The organism is Saltatorellus ferox, from assembly GCA_007751475.1.
Taxonomy (GTDB): domain Bacteria; phylum Planctomycetota; class UBA1135; order UBA1135.
In genome coordinates this window covers 6,804,421-6,822,111 of sequence record CP036434.1, presented here as the reverse complement: position 1 = coordinate 6,822,111, position 17,691 = coordinate 6,804,421, and the positions used below count along the sequence as shown (strand labels likewise).

10 protein-coding genes are annotated in these 17,691 nt (G+C 66.4%); 7 read left to right on the top strand and 3 right to left on the bottom strand.

Translation table 11 applies throughout. From position 1 onward, the window contains the following. Positions 1-57 precede the first annotated feature (57 nt). Together Poly30_RS24675 and Poly30_RS24670 are read left to right on the top strand one after the other, a co-directional pair. Complete coding sequence (locus tag Poly30_RS24675; protein WP_419190627.1) at positions 58-1,188, top strand: glycosyltransferase family 4 protein; 1,131 nt, start codon at positions 58-60, stop codon at positions 1,186-1,188. Positions 1,189-1,219: 31 nt separating this feature from the next. Further along, positions 1,220-3,604, top strand: coding sequence for a fused MFS/spermidine synthase (locus Poly30_RS24670; protein WP_145203935.1), 2,385 nt, complete (start codon positions 1,220-1,222; stop codon positions 3,602-3,604). 222 nt (positions 3,605-3,826) lie between these two features. Here the strand turns inward: Poly30_RS24670 and Poly30_RS24665 are convergent, their stop codons facing one another. Both Poly30_RS24665 and Poly30_RS24660 read right to left on the bottom strand, forming a co-directional pair. Then, complete coding sequence (locus Poly30_RS24665; RefSeq protein WP_419190626.1) at positions 3,827-6,007, bottom strand: FG-GAP repeat domain-containing protein; 2,181 nt, start codon at positions 6,005-6,007, stop codon at positions 3,827-3,829. 915 nt (positions 6,008-6,922) lie between these two features. Continuing rightward, positions 6,923-7,525 (bottom strand): DJ-1/PfpI family protein, encoded by a 603-nt coding sequence (locus Poly30_RS24660; RefSeq protein ID WP_145203929.1) that lies wholly within the window; start codon positions 7,523-7,525, stop codon positions 6,923-6,925. Between the two features lie 159 nt (positions 7,526-7,684). Here Poly30_RS24660 and Poly30_RS24655 point away from each other — a divergent pair, with 159 nt between their 5' ends. Next, positions 7,685-8,830 (top strand): tetratricopeptide repeat protein, encoded by a 1,146-nt coding sequence (locus Poly30_RS24655; RefSeq protein ID WP_145203926.1) that lies wholly within the window; start codon positions 7,685-7,687, stop codon positions 8,828-8,830. Positions 8,831-9,005: 175 nt separating this feature from the next. On the opposite strand, the gene Poly30_RS24650 is transcribed toward Poly30_RS24655, so the two are convergent. Then, complete coding sequence (locus tag Poly30_RS24650; RefSeq protein ID WP_145203923.1) at positions 9,006-10,676, bottom strand: GumC domain-containing protein; 1,671 nt, start codon at positions 10,674-10,676, stop codon at positions 9,006-9,008. A gap of 362 nt (positions 10,677-11,038) precedes the next feature. Between Poly30_RS24650 and Poly30_RS24645 the strand changes: the two genes are divergently transcribed. The 4 genes from Poly30_RS24645 to Poly30_RS24630 all read left to right on the top strand — a co-directional run bounded on the left by Poly30_RS24645 (position 11,039) and on the right by Poly30_RS24630 (position 17,685). Next, positions 11,039-11,854 (top strand): class I SAM-dependent methyltransferase, encoded by an 816-nt coding sequence (locus Poly30_RS24645; protein WP_419190625.1) that lies wholly within the window; start codon positions 11,039-11,041, stop codon positions 11,852-11,854. 339 nt (positions 11,855-12,193) lie between these two features. Beyond that, positions 12,194-13,636, top strand: a complete 1,443-nt coding sequence (locus tag Poly30_RS24640) for a glutamine synthetase family protein (RefSeq protein WP_145203920.1) — start codon at positions 12,194-12,196, stop codon at positions 13,634-13,636. Positions 13,637-13,900: 264 nt separating this feature from the next. Then, positions 13,901-15,475: an FG-GAP repeat domain-containing protein gene (locus Poly30_RS24635; RefSeq protein WP_145203917.1), complete on the top strand. Its 1,575-nt coding sequence runs from the start codon at positions 13,901-13,903 to the stop codon at positions 15,473-15,475. Positions 15,476-16,197: 722 nt separating this feature from the next. Continuing rightward, a complete protein-coding gene (locus Poly30_RS24630) occupies positions 16,198-17,685 on the top strand; it encodes a helix-turn-helix domain-containing protein (RefSeq protein ID WP_145203913.1) in 1,488 nt (495 codons plus the stop codon). The last annotated feature ends 6 nt before the right edge of the window (positions 17,686-17,691 follow it).

Sequence of the window (17,691 nt, the reverse complement as noted above, 5' to 3'; positions counted from 1 at the left end):
CCCTGGATTTTCACACCTCGTCTTCATGCGGGCGTCCGCTCGCGTACCCTTCACCCCGTGTCGGAGCATGTGTCGGATCAGGAATCATCGGGCCGCTGGAGTGAATCCCATGAGCATCGAGTGCTCTTTGTCGGGAAGTACGCCCTCGAGGACAGCGCGGGGAACGCCGTCGCGATCCGCCGGCTCGAGGCAGCGTTCGTGGCGCGTGGGGCGGGTGTGCGCTACGTCCAGTCGACCCACTCGGCCGGGGAGGCTGCCTTCGCCCTGTTCGGCTTCACGCCCACGGTGGTCCACGCGCTTCACGCCGGGGAGTCGGCGCGGCTCGGCGGAGAGCTGGCGCGGGCCTTCGGCGTTCCGCTCGTGGTCACCGTCACCGGCACGGACCTGAATGGCCCCGCCGCCGAGGCAGAGGCGGCCCGTCAGAACCTCCGGGCCGCCGACGCCGTCGTGGCGCTGACGGAGCGCCAGGTCGAGCAGCTCGCCGCCATCGTCCCCGCTCAGCGGGTCGTCCGCATTCCCCAGGCGGTCGAGCTTCCCGAGGCGCCGGGCGACGAGCCCTTCGAACTCCGCGAGGCGCTGGCCCACGTCGGCGGGCCGGAGCTGGCGGCTCGCCGGCTCCTGCTCCTCGCGGGCGGTCTCCGGCCGGTCAAGGGTCAGCTCTTCGCCCTGGAGGCCTTCGAACGGGCGGGGGCAGCCCAGGGGGGAGCCCAGGAGGGGACCCAGGGGGGGGCACTCGACGACTGGCTCCTCGTCCTCGCGGGGCCCGTCCTGGACGCCGACTACGCCGCGGTGGTCCGGGAGCGCGCCCGCGCTCTCGGCGGAGCCGTCTACATCGGGGAGATCCCGCACGAGTCCATGGCGTCCGCCATGGCCGCCTGCGACGCGCTGCTCAACGCCAGCGAGAGCGAAGGGGAGCCGCAGATCCTGCTGGAGGCCCAGTGCTCCCGCTTACCCGTGATCGCGCGCCGGGTCGTCGGGAACACGGCGCTCGTGGAGGACGGTGTGACCGGGTGGCTCTTCGACGACTACTCGGATCTCGAGTCGATCCTGCGGGAACTCAGCGCGCATCCCGAGCAGCTCCAGGAGGTCGCGGCGCGCGCCTTCGAGGTTCGGCGCGATCGCCTCGACGTGGGCGCCGAAGCCGAGGCACATCTCGATCTCTACAGGTCCCTCTCCACAAGGCCTTGACCCGCGCGCAAAGCTGAAGGCGGATTCACCGATGAAACCAAGCAACGTTCTCTTCTTCGGCTCGGGAGCGGCGGCGCTCGTCTATCAGACCGTCTGGGCTCGGCTGCTCTCACGTCTTTTGGGCAGCGGCGCCAGCGGGACGGCGCTCGTGCTCGGCGTCTTCATGGGGGGGATGGCGATCGGCGCCTGGCTCGGCGGCGGGCTCGCGCGGCGAACTCGCCATCCGGTGCGGCTCTTCGTGACCATCGAGGTCGCGCTCGCGGTCTGGGCAGCCTTCAGTCCGCACCTCCTGACGATGATCGAGCCCGTAGGCGGTTTCGGCGCGCGCGCGGGCGTCGCGGCGCTGGCGCTCCTTGGGCCCACGCTGCTCATGGGGATGACCTTTCCTCTGATGGGAAGGCTCACCATCGGCCAGTCCAGCGAGACCGCGGCCGCGACCTCGGAGTTCTACGGTTCCAACACGGTGGGCGCCGCCGTCGGCGCGCTCCTCGGCCCGTTCCTGCTGATGCCGGCGCTCGGCCTCAGCGGCGCGCTCTACGCGGCGGCGACCCTGGAGCTGCTGGTGGCCGTGGGCGCGAAGTTGGTGCTGAAGGCGGCCGACGATGACGTGGCGCCTGGGAACGAAGAGGAGCCGCAGGCCTCCGCACGCTCCATCTGGCTCGACCCGATCGCCATCGCGGCGCTTCTGATGGGGGCGTCGGCGCTCGCGCTGGAGGTCGTTCTGACGCGCGTGCTCGTCAACGTGACGGGCGCTTCGATCTATGCGTTCTCCATCGTGCTCACGGTCTTCCTCATCGGCATCGGGCTCGGGAGCCGCTGGCTGGAGCCGATCGCTCCAGAGGAGGCCAAGAACCGCAGGAGCCTCCGCGACGCGCACGCGCGGGTGTTCGCCCGAGCCGCGCTCTGGGTTCCGGTGGCGACGCTCGCAGGCCTCTATCTCCTGCGACTGCGGCTCGGCGAAGGGGATCTCTTCAGCGGACTCGCCAATCGGATGCCCGGCGGCGCCAGCCTCGTGACGCTGTGGCTCGGGCATGCGACGTGGGCGGCGCTCGCGCTCCTCGGCCCGGCGATCTTCTTCGGCCGCGCGCTGCCCTCGGCGATCGGCGCAGTGGCCGCGACCCGCGGTCCGGCGGATCGTGAGCGCGTCCTCGGCATCGTCTACAGCGCGAACACCCTCGGCTCGCTCCTCGGAGCGCTCGGCGCCGGGTTCGTGGCGATTCCGCTCATCGGCCCGCGGTACGCGCTCGTGGCCGCGCTGGTGCTGCCGATCGCGGCCGCGCTGCTCGCGGGTGCGCGGCGCCTCGCGCAGCCGGTCCTCTACTTCCTGGGCGGAACCGCTGTCTTCGGGTTCCTCTCGCTCTACGTGAGTACGGACGGAACGCTGCGCACGCTCGCCCACGGACCCCACGCGACGGTCTCGGTCTTCGACTCGGATGAGAGCGGCGAGGACGTCCGCGCGCTGCGCGTCAACGGGAAGGTCGTCGCGACATCGGGCGCCGTCGACCTCCGCCTCCAGCGCTTGCTGGCCGCGATCCCGGCCCGGCTCCACGGCGACGTCCACACCGCGATCGTCATCGGCATGGGAACCGGCATGACGGCGGGGACGCTGCTCGCCGAGCCGACGCTCACGTCCCTGGAGGTCGTCGAGATCAGCGCGGTGATCCCCGAGGCAGGCGCTCGACCCTTCGCGGAGTGGAACGGCCATCTTCTGGACGACCCGCGCACGACGGTGATCCACGCCGATGGCCGCCACTACCTCGCGCGTTCGGAGAAGCGCTACGACCTCGTCACCTCGGACCCGATCCACCCGTGGACGGCGGGCTCCAGCGACCTCTACTGCGTCGAGCATTTCGCCAACATGGCGAGCCATCTGGCGGAGGGTGGGATCGCGTCCCAGTGGCTGCCGCTCTACCAGCTTTCGGACGAGGACGTGAAGACGGTGATCGCGTCGTGGACGGCCGCGTTCCCGAGCACGAGCGCCTGGCTCACGGCCTATGACCTCGTGCTGGTCGGCGCCAACGGAACGCTGCCGGGTCCGGACGCGTTGGTGCAAACGAAGCTGAGCCCGAAGCTCGCCGCCGAGCTGGCCGAAGCGGGCATCCGATCCGCCTCAGGCATGGCGGCGCTCTTCGCAGCGGACGACGCCGCGCTGCGGGCCTACGCGGGGGAGACGCCACCGATGCACGATGATCGCCCGGTGCTGGAGTTCCGTGCACCGCGCTCGTTCCTGGCGGGGTACAGCATCGGAGCGCTGCGCTGGGCGGGTCGCCGAGAGCTGATCGCGGACCTTCCCGCCTCGAGCCGGGCGCGTGCAGCCGAGTTCCGCGACCTGCTCGATACCTTCCTGAACGAACTCCCCGGCGGCTGGAGCCAGGCCGCTGGAAAGTACGGAAAGGCGCTGGTCCGTCCGGAGTAGCCGGGCGCGGCAGTCCCCATCATCGCCCACGCCCACGCCGGCGCCGCCGCAGGGGTGGTGCCCGCGGTACGACCCCGGTTCGCCGCCTCTCCAGGCGGAGTCTGCGCGTACGCCGATCCGGTCGTGGCGATCAGCACCATTACGGTCCGGGCGTCGGTCGCTCCGAGAGAGTTTTCCCGCCGAGGGGCCTTCGTGGACTTCATCCCCGTGGGAATCTCCATCTCACTGAAGGTTGACGAGCACGAGAACGAGGCCTTCGCCCGATTCGAGGGCGGTCATGGCCTTGCCGATCACGGCGCCGTCCCAGAGATCCCGGTCCGTTGCTTTCATGGCGTGGCCCGCGAGGTTCGACGTCGTGAGGCGATCGCCGGGCTGGATCGCGCCGTTCGCTGCCGTGGCCTTGACGTAGACGCGACCGTTCATGGCCACGAGCGTGTCGCCTTCCAGCTCACCTTCCTGGCTGAGGCAGATACCCGGGTTGACGCCGCCGGCGCCGGAGACGATGCCGGCCACCTTGGTGTCGTAAGCGGCGGACGAGGGCATCAGCTGGCCCGGGTTCTCGGGATCGATGACGACGACCGTTCCGGGCACGGAGAGCTCACTTGCGTGGAAGCGTTCGACGATGTCGGCGCCGCCGCGGATCTCCAGTGACTGTTTCACGGACACCGTCCCCGAAGCCTCCACCGAAAGTCGAACACCGCCGGCCAGATCTCGAAGCTGGAAGATGCCGTCGCGATTGAGGAACTGATAGCCGCGGCCGCCAGCATCCGTATCCTGGAACGTCATGTTAGGATCGCGACCAGTGATGAGGATCCCTGGCTCCGATGCAGCTGTGATGTGAAGGTTCTTCTGGGGACTCGGCGTGCCAATTCCGACCCGCCCAGGGGTGTAGCCGATGTCGTTGCCATTGCTCGTCCACTGCGACGTCCCGTTAAGGTCATCTCTGGGGGCCCAGGTCACGCCGGTCCACTTCAGCACCTGACCGGGGAAGGCGAACGCCTGATCGATGTCGTCTCCAGTGACAGACCCGTCGATGATATTCTCCGAACCCACTGAGTTCGGTGCGAGCTCCGACGCAGTGATCGCGTCAGGGCCGATGTCAGCCGAACTCAGCGAGTCATTGAGGACCTTGGCTCCCGTGACGGCGTCGTTGCGAATCTCGGCCGAGCCAACGGAGTTGGCGGCAAGCTCTGAATCCGTGACTGAATCCGGCGCGAGGTCACGGAACGTCAGCGAATCGTCGAGAATATCTCCACTCGTGATCTGCGTTGCGGCCAGGCGGAAGTCGATCGCGTGGAGGCCATCGAGGAAATCCGCGTTCAGGAGCGGGACCAGGGTGCGCGAGGAAACGCCGAGGGGCGCAGTTCCCGTACCAACCGTGGAGATGAACCTGTCGCTGGTGACGTTCCCCGCCACGGAGAGGCGTGAGCTCGGGTTCACCGTTCCCATGCCCACCCAGCCGGTGGCGGCGTCCACGAAGAGGTCCGACGAGAGCGGGTACAGCATGCCAAGCATCCCCACGGAGGAGGCCTGGATGCAGAGCCCCGTGGCCTGATCCTCGATGGAGCCGGCGCAGATGGTCGACGCGGCGCCCGCCGGGTTCGACACTCCGACCGAGGTGGCGGTGAACCCCGACGATGCGGAGCTCGTGGGCGGGAACGGAGTGGTTCCGCGGTTCGCCTGGAGCCAGCGGGTCAGGCGCCTGCGCGCCGCGATCGCGGCATCGACGACCGCTGCGTCCCGGGTGCCATCAGGGTCCAGCGTGGTGACATCCACACCGGCCAACGCGCTCGGCAGGCTCGATCCCGTGAGCGGGAGATGCTCGAAGATCCCTTCCCCGAGGTTCCGGTAGACCAGGTCACCGGCCTCGGTGCGGAGATGCAGGTCGATGAGGCCGTCCTGGTCCGTGTCGATGGACCAGGCTGCGAGGTCCACGAGATCGTGGTCGAGGTTGCTTTGGAAGGACGCGAAGAGCCCGCCGCCGACGTTGCGCCACAGTCGCTCGCTGCTGGATCCGAGAAACAGGTCGACCACGCCGTCGCCGTCGAAGTCTGTGAAGAGAGCGCAGGTCGCGAAATCGACGCTCCCGAGGCCGCTGGCCTCGGTGATGTCCCTGAACTGGCCGTTGCCGCCGTTGACGAGGAGAGCGATCTGGCCGAGGGCCGACACCGAGACGGCGTCGTCGAGCCCGTCACCGTCGATATCTCCGAAGGAGATCATGGCGGGGACTCCGTCCCCTTGGACGGCCCCGGGCTCCGCGTTCGCGCCGCTGGCTTCCGGGGAGAGTGGCGACGTCGCGGGGGCCGTGAAGCCTTCCGTGCCGTTCGAGCCCGCCGACGCAAGGCTCGAGGAGAGGGCCAGGGCGGTCAGCCAGACGGGTGAGGGGGGGCGTAGTTCGGTCATGGTGGGGGATCGACTTTCGATGGGGGAGAGCAGGAGGGGGGCGGCGGGCGGTGGGCTATTCGCGACCCGCTCCTGGACGCGCGGCGCCCTCGCGCTGGCGCCGCACGGGGGACCTCGCACCGCGCCGCCCACGCCCATCAGCGAAATCCGGCGATTGGATGAAACACGTGTGGTTCTGGAGCCCACCTGGCCCCCGTGGTCTCGCCCGCTGGCCCCCGCTCGCAGGCGACGAATCGCCGGGGGAGTCGCCAGGTGCCGCTTCCCCGGCCACTGCTCTAGTGCCCTGAATCAGAAGTTCGTCGCATTAGTTTCAGTCTGTTTCGTTTCGTAGCAAGGCGTCCGAACCGCAGTGCGTAGCAGTAGTTCCGTCCAAGGTTCGGCAACGCAGCTACGGAGCGAAACAGGCGAAACTAATGCGACGAACTTTTGATTCGGGGCACTAGCCTGCATTATTCACGAGTTTGCACCACCAGCACGCCCAAACCACGCCGTGGCGGCGTCAGACGGCAGCCTTTGGCTGCCGCCCGCTTCGCGGGCTCCCTCACAGAATGCTCGACGGGCCTACGGGCCCGCCTCCGCTTCGTTCGGTCGTCTTCCTTGCCACGCCGCGGTTTGAACGCACTGGTGGAGCAAACTCGTGAATAATGCAGGCTAGGAGTCTGCGCCACAGAATGCGATTCCGCGAGCACCGCCAGGATCCACGCTCGCGGCGTTGCGCCAAACCCCAATGGCATCAAACCATGGGGGGTCCGGCGCGCCTTGCGAGCGCGAATCCTGACGGCACTCGCGAAACCGCATTCTGTGGCGCAGACTCCTAGGCCGGCTGGACGTCGGGGAGCGGGGCGACTCGACCCGCCGAGACGCCGTCCTCGTCATTCGATTCAGGGGCCTGGGGCCCATGGGCGCCGTCGGCCCCTATACGTCGGCCTGATAGGGCGGCGCCGGGTCGTACTGAATGTAGCGCTGGACGGCGCGCGCATGCTGGGGCGAGACGATCTGGCCCACGAGCCAGAGCGCCATGTCGATCCCGGCGGAAACCCCTTGGCTGGACACCACGTTGCCGTCGCGGACCCAGCGGGCGTCGCGCACGACGGTGGCACCGTGCGCCTCGAGTTCCTCCTCGAAGCTCCAGTGGGTGGCCAGGCGAGCGTTCCGCCCCGGGCCTGCTTCATGCAGCAGCAGCGAGCCCGTACACACGCTCGTCACCCAGGTGCAGTCCCTGGCCACGCGTCGAAGCCAATCGATCAAGACGGGGTTCTTCACCTCGGTTCGGGTGCCCCTGCCGCCAGGGACGAGCACGACGTCGAGCCTCGGGTGCTCGGAAAAGCCGTACCGCGCCACGACTTCGAGGCCCTTGGCGCACCGGATCACACCAGGCGTCTCTGCAATCGTCACGACCGTGTCGCCCGGCGCCCCCGTCGTCCGAAGGAGCATCGAAGATCCGGTGAACACTTCCCATGGGCCGACGAAGTCGAGCTCCTCGGCGTCAGGGAACAGGAGTATCCCATAGGTCGTCATGGAGAGAGCCTAGCATCCCGGCGGACACTACCGAGAGGTCCCGACCCGCCAGGTTCCGCAACGCTCCTCATTCGAAGCTCATCCGAACGGCGTTCGTGAAGTTGGAGGTGGGTGTTCTCCCGTTCGTCGTCGAGCAACGGCAGCGGCTACCATGTCCCCATGAATGCAGAGACGCTACTCGCTCGGGTTCGGCTCTTGGCGGCGACGAGGGATCGTGCGGAAGAGGCCGAGTTCGCGGAACAGCTTCAACGCGCGGAGCTTGGTGACACGAGCGCCATCTACAGCGTCGCCTACATGCTCGAGCATGGCGAGGGAGTGCCCCGCGACGTCCACAGAGCCTCCGTGTGGTACGGGAAAGCCGCCGCGCGTTCTGACGTGAAGGCGATGAACAACCTCGGCGTCTATTACGGGAGTCAGGGCAATGAAGTGGAGGCTGCCCGCTGCTATCAGAAGGCTGCAGAGGCGGGTGACGCGCTCGCGATGAAGAATCTCGGTTGGCGGTACTTCGACGGAACTGGTGGCCCCAGGGACCTCACGGCCGCAAAGATGTGGCTGGAGCGAGCGGTCGAGATTGGCCTCATCGATGCGCAGTGGCCCCTTGCCAGAGTTCTTCGGGAAGAGGATCCGGTGGGCAACGCGTTCCACTGTGCGCGGCTCGAGCGGGAGGTCGCAGAGGAATGCGACGACCCGGATCCGACCTACGGGTGGGCGCTGCGCCTCTGGAAAGGCGAAGGAGTGGAGGCCGACCCGATCGCCGCAGAACGGTGGATGTGTACCGCAGCAACCCGCGGCTCCGAAGACGCCAAGGATTGGTTGAGGAAGTACGGCAAGAGCTGGATTCCCGAGTGGCACTGGGTGCCACAGGTCTCCCTTGGCCCGTTGATCTTCGGCGAGCCTCCGGGCCATCTCGTCGATGCACTGGGCCTCGAGATCGAGGAAGTCGACCTTGCCTTCCTCGATGAGGACGACGAGGAACATCCAGAGAGCCAGGGACTCGTCTCCAGGCCGTACGGACTCGAACTCGACCGCGAGTACGGCCTGCTGTCCGGAGTCTCGACCCGCCAAGACGCAGACCTCATCATTCGATACAGGGGAGTAGACCTACTGGGCGCCAGCCTGGAAGACGCACTCGGCGCGCTGGAGGCGGACGACTGGAAGCTGGATAGCCTCTGCGTCGGTGACGCAGACGTGAGAGCCGAGTCGCTCGGGATCTCGCTGGACGTCAGCTATGGTCGAGTGGACTTCGTGCACGTCTTCACCGCGTGGGATTCTGAAGACGCGTTTCGGGTCGACTTCGACGGCTGAGAGCCTGGCGGTACGGAAGCCGACGCAAACCTGGCGGTACGGAACCTGGCGGTACGGAACCCGACCCAAACCCGCCACGTTTTCGGAACGCAGCCTGGGCGGGTTCCGAAAACGTGGCGGGTTTGGGTCGGGTTCCGTACCGCCAGGTTTGCGTCGGCTTCCGTACCGTCGGCGCTCAATCGCAGAGAGTGACGCGCACGGCGTTGGTGGCCCCGAGGGAGCCGGCTGCGCTGTGCACACCTTGCAGAACGATCGAATCGCCCGGGAGAAGCGGCGCCGCGAAGGCGCTGAAGAGAAGCCCTGAGCTCGGTAGCCGAAGAGTGCTGTCCTGGGGGACGATCGTCGGCGATGTCAGGCGAAAAAGGCCGCCCGCCGGATCGATACAGAGCGCGATGCCCATGCTGGCCGGCGTCGAACCGGCGTCGCGTCCGCCGAAGAGCGTGAGTAAGGATCCCGCCGGCGCACCATAGACCGTCAGCGTGGCGGCTTGCAGCGGAGCTGTGCCGGAGCCGGAAACCACCAGATCGGAGTCCCGGGGGCAGAAGGGAAGCGCACGGCCCTGATCGATTCGCCAGCTTTCGAAGCGCGCCTCGGTCGGCGGCAAGAACGCGTCGGGGGCCGCGACGCCCAGCCAGGCGGCCTTGCCCTCGAAGAGCCCGACGTCGCTCACGCCCGCAGGCGCCCGGGTCATGTCGGTGAGGCGATACGCGCCATCGAACCACTCGAGAACACTCACCGTAGCAAAGCCCGGGTAGTCGTCTCCGATACCGATGAGCGCAAAGCCGTCGCCGCCCTCGACAAAGGCGTCGTAGGGTGGGTTGTAGTCACGGGAGCCGACGAATCCGACGGGCGGTTGGGCCGGTCGCGCCGGAGGCGAGATGATCTGGACCGGGGCCCCCGGACTCACCGAGCCGCTGGCGGCGAGGCGTGGCAGCGCCGTGTCGTAGACGGTGGTGAGCGCCGAGTAGTAGGAGCCGACGAGAACCCGGCTGCCGTCCATGGAGACTGACGTGCTCGCATCGAGGTAGTGGGCGGGATCACTCACCCAGCTGCTCGTCCAGCCGGTGGGGCCGAAGGTGAAGACGGTGACGCGGTAGTCATAGGGGAAGGCTGTCGGCTCGGATCTGATCAGGGCCAGTCTGTCACCGGCGAGGTCCGCGCGCAGTCCGTCCGAGCGGTAGCTACCTGGGGCCTCCGTCACGTTGACCTGTACCCATGCGCCCGTACTGTCGCGCTCCAGCGTTTGAATCAAACCGGGTTCTGCGCCGGCGATCAGGGCGGCGTACTGCAGGCCCACCACCAGGCGATTCTCGTCAGCCGCCAGCCAGACCGAGCTACCGTAGCCGGTGTTGGACGCGCTGCCGAGGTGCCAGCTCGGGTCACCCTGAAGGCGCTGGGTGACGCTCCAGCCTCCCGCGCTGGGCTCCACCACGGCGATCTCGTAGTGGTGTCCCGTGATGGTTGGCACGAGCAGCGTGTCCCCGCTGATCGCGTACGAGAACCAGGCTCCGCTGAACTTCTGGAAGCGCGACACCCCGAGGTCAGAAGCGAAGAGGCGCGCGTCCTCGGTCCAGTGGCCGGCGGCGTCCTGGCGATAGACGTAGATGGCGCCGGGATTCCCGCCACCCGGTGGAGCTTCCGAGAAGGAGAGAGCGGCGAGCACCTGGTCGCCCACTTTCACGTCGCCGAAGTCGAACGGAGAAGGCGTGGCGCCGATGTTGTCGATCAGATCCAAAGGGAGCGGATCCCGCGCGCCACATTGGATCTGCGGGCCCGCCGGAGGCGGTACGGCCGGTGCCGGAAGCAGCATGGGGAAGAGAGCGAGTGCGAATGGGCAGACGAGCATGCGAGACTCCTGAAGGATGAGGGGTGGCTACGAGTCCAGCGTACCAGGCATGGCCAGAACCGGGGCATCCGATGGCGGCCGTCTGCTTTGTGACCGTCCACGAAGCTGTTTCCGCTCGGAGCGCAGCCCCCCCTAGTGCCCCGAATCAAAAGTTCGTCGCATTAGTTTCGCCTGTTTCGCTCCGTAGCTGCGTTGCCGAACCTTGGACGGAACTACTGCTACGCACTGCGGTTCGGACGCCTTGCTACGAAACGAAACAGACTGAAACTAATACGACGAACTTCTGATTCAGGGCACTAGTCTTCGTCGAAGTCACCTTCCAGATGGCACGCCAGACCCGGAGTTTGGCACGCTCTCCATCCATGAAGAACCCGCTCGACGCACACGTTTCACCCCGCGGTGGAGACCCCATGGACCAGGGGCTCGCGATCGACATCGTGGATGTTCGCGACGAAGTTCTGGTGGTGAACGAGCTCCTGCGCCTCGACGATCGTGACATCCTCGAACTCGGTTGCGGCCGCGCGGAAAAAACGCGCGCGATCGCCGGTGCAGGGACGGGTCGTCGGGTCGTCGCGCTCGAGGTCGATGAGACTCAGCACGCGCTCAATCTGCACGCGCCGCCGCTACAAGGCGTTCGCTTCGAACTCGGCGGTGCGGAGGCAATCCCCGCGCCTGACGGGAGCTTCGACGCGGTCCTGATGTTCAAGTCTCTGCACCACGTGCCCGTCGAGCAGATGGACGCTGCTCTACAGGAGATCGCGCGGGTTCTGCGCCCCGGCGGCCTGGCCTATCTCTCCGAGCCGATCTTCCGCGACGAGTTCAACGGGATTTTGCGCCTGTTCCATGACGAGAGCCACGTGCGCGCCGAGGCATTCGGCGCCGTTTGCCGCTCGGTCGAATCGGGCGCCCTCGAGCTCGTCTCGCAAACCTTCTTTCGCTCGCCGATCTCCTTCAGCGGGTTCGATGATTTCGAGCAGCGAGTGGTAGGCGCCACACACACGGAGTTCGAACGCTATCCCGAGGTCCGCGACGAGGTGCGCGCCGCCTTCGCGCGCTTCGAAGGGGCAGGCGGTGCGCAGTTCGAGCAGCCCATTCGCGTGGACCTCCTGCGTCGACCGGCGCCAGGCGGGGCTGGACGGCGTTTCGGCAGCGCCGTGCCGAAGCCTCCCGCTTCATGACTCGGTGCGTCCACTTCTCGAAACCTGAGGTCGGCCTCGAGCGCGAGGCCCAGGACAACTGCCTCACCTGGTCGGGCGAGGAGGTCCCCGCTTTTCCGGGCGCCTGAGCCAGGCAGCACCGGTCCGAGGTCCTCGGACGATTCCAGGCCATCCGCCGGGCCTGGCTGGACGATGAGGCGCCGGAGCAGGTCGAGCCATTCCTGGACTGGCAGGGGCTCGATTTAATTTAAAATCGGCGATCGTTAGTGGACCGGTTGCGACGACAAGGGTAAATCTTTCGCCAGTTAGCCCTGTGGGCGCCCTAGAAACACCTTGTCGCCCCTGTGGCGTCAGCCCTCCATGCATCAAGCACAGCCTCTCCGCACCTTCCTCGAGATCCCCTACGACGAGCTGGAGGAGATGAACCTCAGGGCGAAGGCCCAGCGTCTCGATCGAGAGGACCCGGACAAGATCCGGGAAGAGCGTCTCGCCTACCTCGAAAGCGAGCCCCGCATCAAGGCCGTCACCGTGTGCTTCACGGACCTCGAGGGCCGGCTCCACATGCTGGACTACGACAAGAAGTTCCTCCTGAAGAGCTACGACAACCTGACCTTCGACGGCAGCTCGATCCGCGGCTTCTCCGATCAGGAAGAGAGCGACCTGCGCCTCGTGATCGACTGGCCCGCCTTCTACTGGCTCCCCTCCGATATCTTCGGCGCGGGCAAGGTGCTCGTCTTCTGCAACGTCCTCGGACGCGACGGCACGCCCTACGAGGGCGACATGCGCGGTCAGCTCAAGGCCTACCTCGATCACCAGTTCAAGAAGAACGGTCTCACCTGCTACGCGGCGAACGAGATCGAGGGCTTCCTCTTCAAGGGCCGCGACGCGGAGCGCCGCCTCAGTGACGCCGAGGGCTTCGAATACGTCTCGATCGGCGGCTACTACCACTCGCTTCCGAGCGACCCGCTGCGCCTCTTCATGGACGCCGCCGCCGAGGCCCAGCGCGCCATGGGGTTCGCGAACGAAAAGGATCACCCAGAGGTGGCGCCGAGCCAGTTCGAGATGAACTTCGAGTACTCGGAGGCCCTCATCGCCGCGGACCAGTACCAGCTCTACAAGCTGCTCTGCCGCCAGGTCGCCGCGCGCATGGACATGACCGCGTCGTTCCTTCCAAAGCCCGTCGTCGGCGTGAACGGCAGCGGCGCGCACACGAACCTCTCGATCTCGAAGAAGGGCAAGAACATCTTCTTCGACAAGAAGGGCGAGGACGGCATCTCGGACGTCGCGCGTGACTTCATCGATCGAATCCTGAACAGCGCGCCCGACATCTGTCTGATCCTGAACGCGAGCGTCAATGCCTACCGTCGCCTCGATCCTCACTACGAGGCGCCGAACCAGATCAAGGTGTCGCCGATCGACCGCGGCTCGATGATCCGGATCCCGCTGGGCAACGAGCGCAGCGCGCGCGTCGAGGTTCGCTCGGTCGGCCCGGACGCGAACATCTATCAGACGCTCTTCGCGATCTTCAAGACGGGCCTGGAGGGTCCCCAGAGCGACCCGGTGGACGAGTCGAAGCGTACGCGCACGCGCTACCTGCCGAGCAACATCCACGACGCCATCCGCATCTACAAGGGGAGCGCGTGGACGAAGGAGATCTTCGGCGAGCGGGTGCACGAGCGCTTCGCCGAGCTGAAGGCGGCGTCCGCGGACCGCTGCCCCAAGGCCCTCGGTACGCGCGTCAAGGTGGCCGAGGTCCAGTACCACCACGAGGTGACGAACCAGACGCTCTGGAACGACTTCTAAGCGAAGCGAGTGAGCGGGGACTCCGCCCGGATTCTGGACTCTGGACCCGTCTGTCCAGGGTTTGGACTCGGCGCGCGCGAAACGTCGCGGCACAGGTGCCCGGGGCCCCTCAGGGGGTCCCGGGCGCCTTTTTCGTGGGGCTGGCTCGAGCTGGCACACCTCTTGAACCTTGGTTCGACGTAGACGCACCTCCGCGTCGGATCACGCCGCCAGCGACGGCTGGCCACTCACACGGATTCAGACCAGGCCACACGGCTCCCACCCATGCAACGACCCCTCCGCACACTCCACACCCGCGCCCTCGCTCCCCTCACCTTCGCGCTCTTGGCCCCCGCCAGCCTCGCCCAGGTTTCCTTCACTTCAGCAGGCACCGTCACGACGGGCGCACGGGCCAACTCGCCCGTCTTCGCCGACCTCGACGGCAACGGCGTGCTCGACATGGCCGTGACCAGCGACGGCGCGGGCAACCAGGACCTGATCGAGCTCTACAGCGGCAACGGTGACGGCACCTTCACTCCGGCCGGGTCCGTCTTCCTCCCGAACGGCTCCTCGCCGGCGGGCCTCGCGGGCGCCGACGTGGACGGCGACGGCGATGCGGACCTCGTCGTCGTTCTCAGCAACTTCGACCAGGCGATGGTCGCCAGCAACAACGGCGCTTTCTCCTTCACGACCCAGCCGGGTGTCGGAACCGGCGGCTCCGATTCGCGCTCCATCGCGTCAGGCGACATGAACGGCGACGGTTCCCCTGACTTCGTCATCGGCAGCCGTGACTCGGCCAACGTCTCCGTGCTCGTGAACTCAGGCGGTGCACTCAGCCTCGTGGGGACGTTCGGCGCGGGTGACGAGCCGCGCGACATCGTGATCGGCGACTGGAACGGGGACGGCCTCGGTGATGTGGCGGCGGCTGCCCATGACAGCCGGCAGATCGCGTTCCTCACGAACCTGGGCGGTGGTTCCCTCGGAGCGGCCACGTTCCGCGGTGTCCCCGGTGGCGCTCGCCCGAGCGGGCTGGCGGCCGCCGACATGGACGGCGACGGCGACCTCGACGTCATCGCGGGCAACGGCGACGACGCCAACATCGGTCAGAACTTCGTCTCCCTCTACACGAACACCGCCGGGAGCTTCACTGGCCCCATCAGCTTCGCTTCTGGCGGACTGGATACCGGTGACGTTCTTGCCGGTGACTTCGATCTGGACGGCGTGACCGACGTCGCCGTGGTTCTCGAGAGCTCGAACAGCATCGCGACCCTCCGCGGCCTCGGCGGCGGCGCGCTCGGCGCTCCGATGCTTCTGGCCACGGGCGGCGCACCCTCGGACCTCGCCAGCGGCGACCTCGACGGCAACGGCTCCATCGACCTCGGCGTCAGCCGCCGCCAGGCAGCCAACGTCGACATCTTCCTGAACGACGCCTCCGGCGCGCCCGGCATGAACTATTGCACGGCGAACGCCAACTCCACCGGAGTCGCTGCCGTCATGTCGGCCACCGGCTCCGCGAGCGTGGCGCTGAACGATCTGACGGTGATCTCCTCGTCGATGCCCCTCAACTCGCTTGGTTTCTTCATCACGAGCCGTTCGATGGGCTTCACGGCGAACCCCGCCGGTAGCTCCGGCAACCTCTGCCTCGGCGGAGCGATCGGTCGCTACTCGAACCTGGTCAGCTCCACCGGAGCGACCGGGCAGATCTCCCTCGGCATCAACCTGGCCCAGATGCCGACGCCCACGGGCGTCGTCGCCGCGACCGCCGGTGAGACGTGGCACTTCCAGGCGTGGTTCCGCGACGCCGTCATGGGAGCCGCCACCTCGAACTTCTCGGACGGTCTGGCGGTGGTCATGAACTGAGGGGCCTGCCGGAGGCATCTGGCTGGCCAAGCGCCATGAGCGCGATAGGCGAAGAAAGAGCGTGAGAGAAGAGAGTGCGCCCCGCAGAGCTATTGGGCTTTGCGGGGCGCTATCTTGCGGCGGCGGGCTCTTCTGGAGAGCGTGTTGCTTGGGGCCAGAGTGGTTGGCCCCTGTTCCGGGGCTCAGGGGAGGATCAACCCGCGGGGTTCGGGCTCTACCTCTACGTGTTTGCGTGAGGCGATCACTCCGAGCAGTAGGAGCGCTGTCTGGATCGCAGCGAAGGCGATGAGTGCAGCGCTTTCGGAGATGAGCGCTGCTATGCAGCATCCAGCAGTGAAGGCAATGGCTGCGACCCAGGTGACGAATCCCAAGTCGGAGGTCTGGTGAAGCCACGGAAGCCAGGGCGGGAGGAAGCGTGTGATTCTCATGAACTTGGGCGGTGGAAGGAGTGTGCAGCGCGAGGACGCGACGGGGCCGGTCAACTGGTTCAAGCTACCAGTGAGTTCCATTTCGTGGGCGCTTTTTTGAAATTCCTGGACGCCTTCTCTGAGATCTCGAAAGAGCCCCGGAGAGCCTTCAAATGCCGAAATTGACTCGTTCTGTGAGTTGGAGTGGGCTCTTTCGGGCGATTTAATTGAGGAAAGCGCCTCCCCTGCCACGAGGACGTGTCTAGAATCTCCTTCCGAAGCGGACCTCGATTACATCACCGTGAACCTCGATTGGTGGAGTGGAGGCGATCTAGGGCCGCTGGGACCCACAAAAGCTTGATGGCACGATTCACCCCACAGCAAGAGAAGATCGCCGATCGGAGGCTCGATCTAGCCCTTGCGTTGCTTGCTCAAATTCGCCCTGACCTGGCGAGTAGCCCCAAGTCCTGGGCGGATGCTGCAGGGGTTGATCCCTCCGCTGTAAGCAAGATCGCGCGACGGGGCAGGCGCCCGAGCAAGAGCACGCTTCAGAAGCTACTCAGGCCGATGAACGTCACGATCAACGAGCTGGACGAGCAGATTCGCTTGCTTGATGGCATCAAGATGTCAGCGACGGCGTCTCCCATCTTCCTTCCATCCACTGTCGCGCCGCCGTCGGTAGACGGGATCCTGCTGCGCTTCGCGAGCAAATCCGTGAGGATCGTTCAGAGCGATGTGCTCGGTGGTGACCAGAAGAGCAATGTGCGCGGTGGAGACAAGGAGAGTGATGTGCTCGGTAGAGACAAGGGGGGCGGCGATGCCATCACGTCGCTGGTGCTGACTCGGCCCTTTCGATCGCTTCGCTCGAATATCGCAGGTGCTACGTTCGCGGGGACACCTGGCTTGCAGCATCCCATGAGCACCGCGCCGCTCACCTACATGGGGCTGAAGTCCGCGCGCGACGAAGTGCAGAAGATGCGGATTCGCGGCGACGCCGCCGAGGTGTTCTACCTCGATGGTTGGCGGATGCTGCATCACGGGCCAAACTATGCGCTCGTCGGCTCGGCGGACGACTTTCATCGGCCTGTGAAGGCAACTCTCCTCCACGATTGGGCGGCGAAGGCTCTCGAGGACGCTGGCCGTCCGGCCGACTCGATGAGCGAGAGCGTGCTCACGCCCGAAGCGCACAAAAGGCTACGCAACAACGCTTTTGGCCTTCACAGCACGACAGTCTTGTACGACAGTCAGACAGCGAAGCAGAGAACGCAGAGGCTCTTCGAGCAGCTTCAGCCCGCTGGCAGCGCGCTCACGCCATTGCACGCGACGTATGTTGATGTCACGAGCTGCACTACATCGCTACGCCTCCTCGAAGCCGGGCTTCTCAAGCAAAACACGCTAGTGGCCTTGAGCCATGACCACGCTTGGTCGCTGAAGAATGCCAGGAACCTCAGCATCATCGCGATGGACCACCCTGGCAAGTTGCCGCCGCTTCCCACCGGACTCGTTCCCGATGAAGAGTTCTCGACGAAAGAAGCTCTCACGCGGACCATCGTTGTTCGAGGGGATGAACTCCCTGAGCTCCAGCGCAAGGCCGCCGCATCTTGGTTTCAGCAGCTTGGTCTCAGGCTGCGGAGGTCGTGGACCGGGATGGTCGGCCTCCAGAGCTTCATTCAGTCTGAGCTCCGCGACACTGGAGACCCCGGACTGGACTTCAGCTATCAGGACCTGCAGGAGTTCATCGATGCTCAGCTCATACTCGAGATCGATCCTGACCCGCAGTCGGTCCGTTTCCTTCCGCTTTGACGGGCG

Bases quoted from the DNA above. Each gene is read 5' to 3' on its own strand.
- Poly30_RS24670 (WP_145203935.1), top strand. From the start codon at position 1,220: ATGAAACCAAGCAACGTTCTCTTCTTCGGCTCGGGAGCGGCGGCGCTC.
- Poly30_RS24665 (WP_419190626.1), bottom strand. From the start codon at position 6,007: ATGACCGAACTACGCCCCCCCTCACCCGTCTGGCTGACCGCCCTGGCC.
- Poly30_RS24660 (WP_145203929.1), bottom strand. From the start codon at position 7,525: ATGACGACCTATGGGATACTCCTGTTCCCTGACGCCGAGGAGCTCGAC.
- Poly30_RS24655 (WP_145203926.1), top strand. From the start codon at position 7,685: ATGAATGCAGAGACGCTACTCGCTCGGGTTCGGCTCTTGGCGGCGACG.
- Poly30_RS24650 (WP_145203923.1), bottom strand. From the start codon at position 10,676: ATGCTCGTCTGCCCATTCGCACTCGCTCTCTTCCCCATGCTGCTTCCG.
- Poly30_RS24645 (WP_419190625.1), top strand. From the start codon at position 11,039: ATGAAGAACCCGCTCGACGCACACGTTTCACCCCGCGGTGGAGACCCC.
- Poly30_RS24640 (WP_145203920.1), top strand. From the start codon at position 12,194: ATGCATCAAGCACAGCCTCTCCGCACCTTCCTCGAGATCCCCTACGAC.
- Poly30_RS24635 (WP_145203917.1), top strand. From the start codon at position 13,901: ATGCAACGACCCCTCCGCACACTCCACACCCGCGCCCTCGCTCCCCTC.